This window comes from Microcoleus sp. PH2017_12_PCY_D_A (genome assembly GCF_020738565.1).
Lineage (GTDB): Bacteria > Cyanobacteriota > Cyanobacteriia > Cyanobacteriales > Microcoleaceae > Microcoleus.
In genome coordinates this window covers 3,421-11,178 of the sequence record NZ_JAEQCI010000184.1, presented here as the reverse complement: position 1 = coordinate 11,178, position 7,758 = coordinate 3,421, and the positions used below count along the sequence as shown (strand labels likewise).

7 protein-coding genes are annotated in these 7,758 nt (G+C 49.0%); 2 read left to right on the top strand and 5 right to left on the bottom strand.

Features of this window, described 5'->3' with window-relative positions:
• Nucleotides 1-288 precede the first annotated feature (288 nt).
• The 3 genes from JGK39_RS31580 to glyA form a co-directional block, all read right to left on the bottom strand.
• Nucleotides 289-1,542 (bottom strand): competence/damage-inducible protein A, encoded by a 1,254-nt coding sequence (locus JGK39_RS31580; protein WP_293258600.1) that lies wholly within the window; start codon nt 1,540-1,542, stop codon nt 289-291.
• 165 nt (nt 1,543-1,707) lie between these two features.
• Nucleotides 1,708-2,763 (bottom strand): MraY family glycosyltransferase, encoded by a 1,056-nt coding sequence (locus tag JGK39_RS31575; protein ID WP_293258598.1) that lies wholly within the window; start codon nt 2,761-2,763, stop codon nt 1,708-1,710.
• A gap of 457 nt (nt 2,764-3,220) precedes the next feature.
• The gene (gene glyA / locus JGK39_RS31570) at nt 3,221-4,504 is read right to left on the bottom strand and encodes a serine hydroxymethyltransferase (RefSeq protein WP_293258596.1); all 1,284 of its coding nucleotides are present in this window, start codon (nt 4,502-4,504) and stop codon (nt 3,221-3,223) included.
• Nucleotides 4,505-4,672: 168 nt separating this feature from the next.
• On the opposite strand from glyA, the gene JGK39_RS31565 reads away from it, so the two are divergent.
• The gene (locus tag JGK39_RS31565; protein WP_293258594.1) at nt 4,673-4,870 is read left to right on the top strand and encodes a hypothetical protein; all 198 of its coding nucleotides are present in this window, start codon (nt 4,673-4,675) and stop codon (nt 4,868-4,870) included.
• 245 nt (nt 4,871-5,115) lie between these two features.
• Nucleotides 5,116-5,589: a Tic20 family protein gene (locus JGK39_RS31560; RefSeq protein ID WP_293258592.1), complete on the top strand. Its 474-nt coding sequence runs from the start codon at nt 5,116-5,118 to the stop codon at nt 5,587-5,589.
• Between the two features lie 205 nt (nt 5,590-5,794).
• On the opposite strand, the gene JGK39_RS31555 is transcribed toward JGK39_RS31560, so the two are convergent.
• Both JGK39_RS31555 and JGK39_RS31550 read right to left on the bottom strand, forming a co-directional pair.
• The gene (locus JGK39_RS31555) at nt 5,795-6,574 is read right to left on the bottom strand and encodes a fumarylacetoacetate hydrolase family protein (RefSeq protein ID WP_293298748.1); all 780 of its coding nucleotides are present in this window, start codon (nt 6,572-6,574) and stop codon (nt 5,795-5,797) included.
• A gap of 232 nt (nt 6,575-6,806) precedes the next feature.
• On the bottom strand, nt 6,807-7,379 hold the full coding sequence (locus tag JGK39_RS31550) for a 5-formyltetrahydrofolate cyclo-ligase (RefSeq protein ID WP_293258588.1): 573 nt from the start codon (nt 7,377-7,379) through the stop codon (nt 6,807-6,809).
• Nucleotides 7,380-7,758: the final 379 nt, after the last annotated feature.

Genomic DNA, 7,758 nt, shown 5'->3' with positions numbered 1-7,758 from the left:
GCGATCGGAGTTTGGGATTCACTTTGATGCTAATGTTCCCGGCAGCGCTGGGTGCATTGTGTTGCAAAAGCGGCGCGGCTGGGACAGATTTTGCGAAAGAATGCAGGCGATCGCAAGTCAAGGCGTCGAGTACGTTTCGCTGAAAGTCGTCTATTCTTAGTCGATGGGGAATCTTTACAGATAATCAATAGGCAAGGGGAAAATTACTGAAATATCTCGGAGTCTAATTATTAAATAAAGCTTAAGCTTACGGCTGACTATTGACAATTGACAAAGTGTTATAGATTTTTACGCTTTTGCCAATAATTTACGCCGGAGCCGATCGAGCGCCGTACAGCTACTGAGATGCCGAATCCAATCGCGGCCCCGGCCATCGCCAAAGCGGTATTCAAAACTTTCAGCCTCGCCGTCGGGGCCCGCTAAACCGATATAAACCAGTCCGACAGGTTTAGCATCGGTGCCGCCACCAGGCCCGGCGACACCTGTAATGCTCAATCCCCAAGTGGTATTGAGACTCGCGCGCACTCCCGCAGCCATTTGTTTGGCCACTTGCTGGCTGACTGCGCCAAATTCGGCTAAATCTTGGGGATTAACAGCTAATAATCCTTCCTTAACCCGATTGTCGTAAGAAATAATCCCGCCCAAAAAGTAGCTCGAACTGCCGGCAACACCAGTCAGCATCGCCCCCAATCCGCCTCCCGTGCAGGATTCAGCTACACTCAGAGTTTCTCCAGCCAACAGCAGCAATTTGCCAACTGTCGAAGCGAGAGTATCGGTATCGGCACCGTAACAGTCTAGGCCAGCAATCTGCTGCAATTGTTGCTCGATCGGCTCAATTAACTTTTTCGCCGCAGCTTCCGACTGGGCGCGGGCCGAAATCCGCAGTTTGACTTCGCCGTGATTCGCGTAGGGAGCCACGGTAGGATTAGTTAAATTCAGAAAACAGTCTACTTTTTCTGCCAGTGCCGACTCAGCAATGCCCCAAAATTTCAACGTGCGGCTGCAAATAGTTGCGCTGCACCAGCCGCCATTTTTCAAGTAAGGAACAGCTATTTCTTGCCACATTAAGTGCATTTCCCTCGGTACGCCGGGAAATGTCATCACTGTGACATTGGGAATCGGCTGCCAAATAATCCCAGGTGCAGAACCGGTGCGGTTGGGCAAAATGTCCGCAGTTTCGGGGATTAAAGCTTGTTTGCGGTTGCTGGGACTCATCGTCCACCCTCGCTCGGCAAATTTTTGTTCGATATCGGCGATAATTTCCGGCTTTTCGATTAAGGGAACACTAAAAAAATCGGCGATGGTTTCGACTGTGAGGTCGTCTGGTGTGGGGCCGAGGCCTCCGGTGAAGAGTAAAAGTTGCGATCGCTTTACTGCTATTTCTAACACTTGTTTGATGCGTTCGGGATTGTCTCCCACCACTGTTTGATAGTAGTGAGGAATTCCCAAACTCGCTAATTCTTTCGCTAAAAACTGAGCATTGCTGTTAAGAATATCTCCTAACAGCAATTCAGTGCCAACACAAATAATTTCAGCAACCATTATTCGATTTTAGATTTTGGATTGGGAAATTGGGCATGGGGCATGGGGCATGGGGCATGGGGCATGGGGCATAGGGCATAGGGCATTGGTGATTATTGATTGGTGATTGGTGATTCTTACTAACAACTGAAAACTGTCAACTGTCAACTGTCAACTGTCAACTGTCTATCGAGCGTGTCTCCAGACTTTCCAGCTAGCGTATCCCAGTAAACTTGTCGCACCCATCGCGTAAACTACGCCGCTGGGAACCGAAAAAGCTAGGGCTAAACTTCCTACCCAAAGTGTCAGCGAGTAAATAAATAAAACCGCAAATCTATGGGAGAGTCCGGCTTCTAAAAGTCGGTGGTGGAGGTGGCGTTTGTCAGCAATAAAGGGTGATTTGCCGTTGCGGAGCCGATCGAGAATCACCGCCGACATATCTAAAATCGGTACAGCTAAAATTAAATATGGCAGCAACACAGAAGTAACAGCCGTAGTTTTAACTAACCCAATTACTCCCACTCCAGCGAGAGTAAACCCGATAAAATAAGCCCCGCCATCTCCCATAAAGATTTGAGCCGGATTGAAGTTGTAGCGCAGAAATCCCAAGGCCCCGCCAGCTAAAGCCGCTGCAATTAGGGCCGCCGCCGGTTGGTGCATCGACAGACTGACAATCAGCATTACAACTGCTGCAATCCCCGAAACTCCGGCTGCTAAACCGTCCAAACCGTCAATCCAGTTGATGGCGTTGGCCATGCCGACGAGCCAAATTACGGTAATTGGCAAGCTCAGCCAGCCCAGATCCATCAGTCCCAGGGAGGGAACTGTGAGAAACTCAATTTGTACGCCTGCCATCCAAGCGATGCTGGATACTCCAATTTGCATGAGCAAGCGTTTGATGGCTGAGAGCGAAAATAAATCGTCTGCTAAACCGATGAGGAAGAATCCGAGGCCGCCGAGGGTGACTCCCCAAATTTCGTATTCGTCTTTGGGATTGAGAACTTGTCCGCTAGCATCGATGAAGCCTCCTGAGAGCCAGACAAATAACAGGGCAATCAGAGTGCCGAGAAAGATAGATACTCCTCCCAAGCGTACCATGGGGCGCTGGTGGACTTTTCGCTCGCCTGGCCGATCGACTCGCCCGCTTTTGAGACCAATTTTTTTAACTATTGGCGTACTCCAGAGGACGACGATCGCGGAAACCATAAAAGCTAGTACGTGGTACAGATACTGCTGTGGCATCTGAAATCAATTTTAAATAGTGCAGGGCAATTTGGCTGTCAGGCAGAGTCTACTACATTTCAGATGGCTTGTAACAAGGAAACATCTTGAAGAGCGACTGGGGGTTGGGGAGCCGGAGATTTGCCGGAGTGGAAGTTGCCAGGGTGCAAATTGTGAGTTTTTTCGCTCATAACTCTCGAATTAAGGGCGCGAAAGATAGCTCTTTCATCGCGACTCTAGTTGAGCGATATTTGGCGAGCTCGCCCAGTTGAGCGGTATTTTTCGCAACCTATAAATACCGTTAGTCAAACCAGCCGAACCCGACAAATATCTTTACTAAAAACCGTCCGGGCGAGGGATATTTTTGGTGAAAACAGCTTGTCAATATCGCTACCGGCAACTCTCAATCTTTTCCGGCTCTTTTACCCTTTTACCCGTACACTTCCAACTACCAATTCCCCGTTGCCGATCAGGAAAATTAAGCTAATGCCGGCACTTTCAAGAACAAGTGCGGGTATAACGGGAAGCGATCGCACAGTGCGGCTACTCGGCGCAGGCATTCAGTGGCGACGCTTTCATCTTCGGGATTCAGGAGTCGATCGGCAATAATATTACCAATCTCGGTAAATTCTGCTGTTCCCATTCCTCTTGTAGTCATTGCCGGCGAACCGAGTCTCAAACCGCTGGTAACAAAGGGCGATGCCGGATCGAAAGGCACGGTATTTTTATTAGCAGTAATATTCACACCGCTGACTAATTGGTCGGCTCGTTTACCTGTCATGTTTGCCGATCGCAAATCTACTAGCATTAAGTGATTGTCCGTGCCGCCAGAAACGAGTTTTAAACCCCGCTGCTGCAACCGTTCCGCTAAAGCCCGCGCATTTTCAATTACTTGACCGGAATAAGTTTTAAATTCCGGTTTTAATGCTTCGCCGAAAGCTACAGCTTTGCCCGCAATCACGTGTTCCAAGGGGCCGCCCTGAGTGCCGGGAAACACTGATTTGTCGAACTTTTTGCCTAGTTCCGGGTCATTGGTCAAAATCAAGCCGCCGCGGGGGCCGCGCAGGGTTTTGTGGGTGGTGGTGGTAACGGCGTGACAGTGGGCGAGGGGGCTGGGGTGGTGGCCTGTGGCGACTAACCCGGCGATGTGGGCGATGTCGGCGAGCAGGTAAGCTCCAATTTCGTCGGCGATCGCTCTAAACTTTTCAAAGTTGATAATTCGCGAATATGCCGAATAGCCGCAAATCAGCAATTTTGGTCGGTTTTGTTTCGCCAGTGCCAAAATTTCGTCGTAGTCGAGCTGTTCAGTTTCTTTGTTGACGCCGTAGTGAAAAGCTTTGAACCATTTACCGGATACATTGACGGGCGAACCGTGGGTCAAGTGTCCGCCGTGGGACAAATCCATGCCCATAATTCCGTCCCCAGGCTCTAGCAAGCTCAAAAATACTGCAAAGTTGGCTTGAGCGCCGGAGTGGGGCTGGACGTTGGCGTGGGCTGCTCCAAATAGCTGTTTGGCGCGATCGATCGCGATTTGCTCGATGCCGTCAATAAATTCGCAGCCGCCGTAGTAGCGTTTGGTTGGCAATCCTTCGGCGTATTTATTTGTCAGCACTGAGCCTTGAGCTGCCATTACGGCTGCGGAGGTAAAGTTTTCGCTGGCGATCAGTTCTAGGTGATCTCGCTGCCGCTGGAGTTCTTGCCCGATTAAATCGGCAATCAGCGGATCGGTTTTGGAAAGGAAGTCTAAGTTAGTGTCCGTCACAATAATCAACCTTTTGACAATTTTGGGATTGGGAATTGGGGATCTTTTAGCCTACTACGGATTTCGCACCATTGACAGAAATATTACGTTGTGTTCAGGTTAAGCTCTTTGTCCCAAATTCCTGACATACAATGAAATTACTGGTGTGAAACCTGCCGGAGGTATCAAATGTTAGTCATTCTAATGGAAAATCAGATGCTTGCCCCTCAGTGTGTTTGCCAAAGTTGCGTGCTCGCCGATCGCACGGGCCAACCGCGCTGGAGCGGTGGAGAGCTTCGCTGCGGTCATCCAGTTGCTAAACCTACGGAGAATTTGCCCGATCGATACGAGTGTCAAATGGGCTTCGTCATTGCCAATGTTAAATAATCATGGGCCTTCCCTGGTCATGGGGCATGGGCCTTCCCTGGTCATGGGGCATGGGGCATGGGCCTTCCCTGGTCATGGGGCATCGGCCAAACAGTGACTATTGAACCCGACTCGATCTAAGTACCCCTGAATCTACTCGGCTTGCTCGTGCGGGAAAATTCCGGGCGAGTCGGAACTGAGCCTGCTGCGTTATCCTGAGTTTAATAGGAATTGATAGTTTATCGATCGACTCAGGAGAGTTCATTATGACTTGGCGCGGATCTACAACTGTTCCAGACCGGATTTTTGCTTGTTTGCCTTATTTGCTCCCGCTGATTGACGGGCTTGCCTTTGGCGGGTATCTGTTTAGACAGTTTCCTGTCCTGCAACTGTTGTTCGTACCGCTAGCTCCATTGATGCAAATTTATAGTTTGCCCTTCGCTAGCTTGGTTATTTTCTTTGCCCTGTATTTAGGAGTAGTTAGAAACGAAAACATCAGTCACTTCATTCGTTTTAATGCGATGCAGGCGATTCTTTTAGACATTGTTTTGATGCTGTGCGGTCTGGTTTTGCCGATTTTTTCTAAAGGCTTGCAAGTGGCATTTATTGCAGAGACGCTGTATAACATGGTATTTTTGGGTGTTTTGGCTGCATTTTTCTATGCAGTCGTTCAGTCGGCATTGGGACGCTATGCAGAGATTCCTCCCCTTTCGGATGCTGTTTATATGCAGGTACCATAAATCAGTCATTAGTCATTGGTCATTGGTCAGTAGTCATTGGTCAGTAGTCATCAGTGACGAGAGGGGGTGTGCGTGCAATGGCTAACTCGTTCAGGGGCGCAAATCATGACTAAACTACCGTAAAAACTCCTAGAAGACATGACATTGTTGTTTTTGGGCAACAGCTTAATTAATAACCAATGACTAATGACTGATGACTAATGACTCATGACCAATGACTACTGACTGTATTTTCAAGACTGCCTATGCCTTCTATTTCAATGCGGACTCGATCGCCTATTTGCAGCGGCCCAACTCCTTGCGGCGTTCCAGTCAGTATTACATCCCCGGGATTTAGGGTCATGATTTGACTGATGTAGGAAACGAGAAAGTCTGGGGAAAATACCATGCGATCGATCTGAGATGACTGTACAGGTCGATCGCTCCCATTGACAAAAGTCTGCAACTGTGCTGCAGGACTCAATTCGCGCACAATCCAAGGCCCCAAGGGACAAAACGTATCGAACCCTTTGGCCCTCGCCCACTGGTTGTCTCGCTTTTGCAAATCTCGGGCTGTTACGTCGTTGGCGATCGTGTAACCCCAAATTTTGCTGTGTGCTTGTTGGGGAGTGCAGTTGGTACAGTGTTCGCCAATTACCAGGGCCAATTCTCCTTCGTAGTCTACCCTTTCCGACTGCTGGGGATAGCGAATCTCTCCTCCTGCGGGGATGACAGCGCTGGGAGGCTTGAAAAACAGCAGCGGTTCTTCAGGTACAGGCGTTCCCATCTCGGCGGCGTGATCGACATAATTTTTGCCGACGGCTACAATTTTTGAGGGAGAGCACGGGGCGAGAATTTGGTAACTATCTGGTAAAAGTTCCAAATCAGTTGGTTGTCCTTTTAACCAGGGTGGTGCATCAAATACTTGAACGCTGCGGCTAAGTTGCAGCAAACCGTAATGGATGTGTCCTTGTGTTGTTTTAACTCGAACGTAGCGCTGAGCCATACTATTTTAGATTTTAGATTAAATAGGACTTTCAGTAGGATACATATAAACACGAATCTAGGGATAATATCATGTCCCGTAAAATAACTGTTGTAAGTTTGATCGTTCGGACTTCAGTCCTCTGATTTTTATGAGGACTGAAGTCCTCACTACGAACCAATTTCACTGCGATCGTTTGAGCCCAAATCATATAATTAGTGAAAATTTACTGCTCGATCGACCTTTTTGATTTTTAATGTATCATTTTTAACCCGCTTTCAGTACAAATTCCGTGCAGCCGTTTGTCCCAGGAGTCAACGGGTAGCTGGGCTAGCAAGGCAAATTCAAAGATTGTGGCGATCGCCATTTTTGATTCCCACTCTGCTAAACTCAGCATGCGATCGTAATAGCCGCCGCCGTAGCCCAAGCGATAGCCGCGAACATCGCAGCCGACTGCTGGTACGAGGATTAAATCTACTTCAGAGCGATCGATTTTAGGAGCATCAGGCAGCGGTTCTTGGATGCCGTAAGCGACCGTATGTAAAGCATCTCCGGGCTGCCAGACGTGCCAGGATAAGTCTTTGCCGACACAGCGGGGAAATCCCCACGTGCGGGGAGTTTCAAATAGGGGACTTAAATCTGCTTCTTGGCGAAAGCTAAAGTAGGCGAGGATTGTTCTTGCTTGGGTGAATGGGGGCGAGTTGTGCAGGTGGTTGCAAATGATCTCGCTCTTTTGTGTCCATTCTTGGGCTGGTAGGGATTTGCGGGTGTTCAGGAGCGATCGTCTTAATTCGGTTTTGGTTAATAAAGGTTTAGGAGTATTCATATTTGCGATGGAATCTCTCGTTTTAGTTCCAGTCCGACAGGGGTTAAAAACCCCTGTCTCAAGCGCGAAAGTCCTCTAAAAGAGGACTGCGATTAATTGCATTGTTCATCAGACTTTCTAGTCGGTTTCAAGCGACTCGCAGCTCTGAGGCTCTTGTTTAAACCCCTGCCTGTCTCAAGCGCGAAAGTCCTCTAAAAGAAAACTACAATTAATTGCATTTTTCATCACACTCTGCAGTCGGTTTCAACCGACTTCTGCTATGAGGCAGGGGTTTCAACCCCTGCCGGACTGCCGGACTGCCGGACTGCCGGACTGCCGGACTGCCGGACTGCCGGACTGCCGGACTGCCGGACTGCCGGACTGCCGGACTGCCGGACTG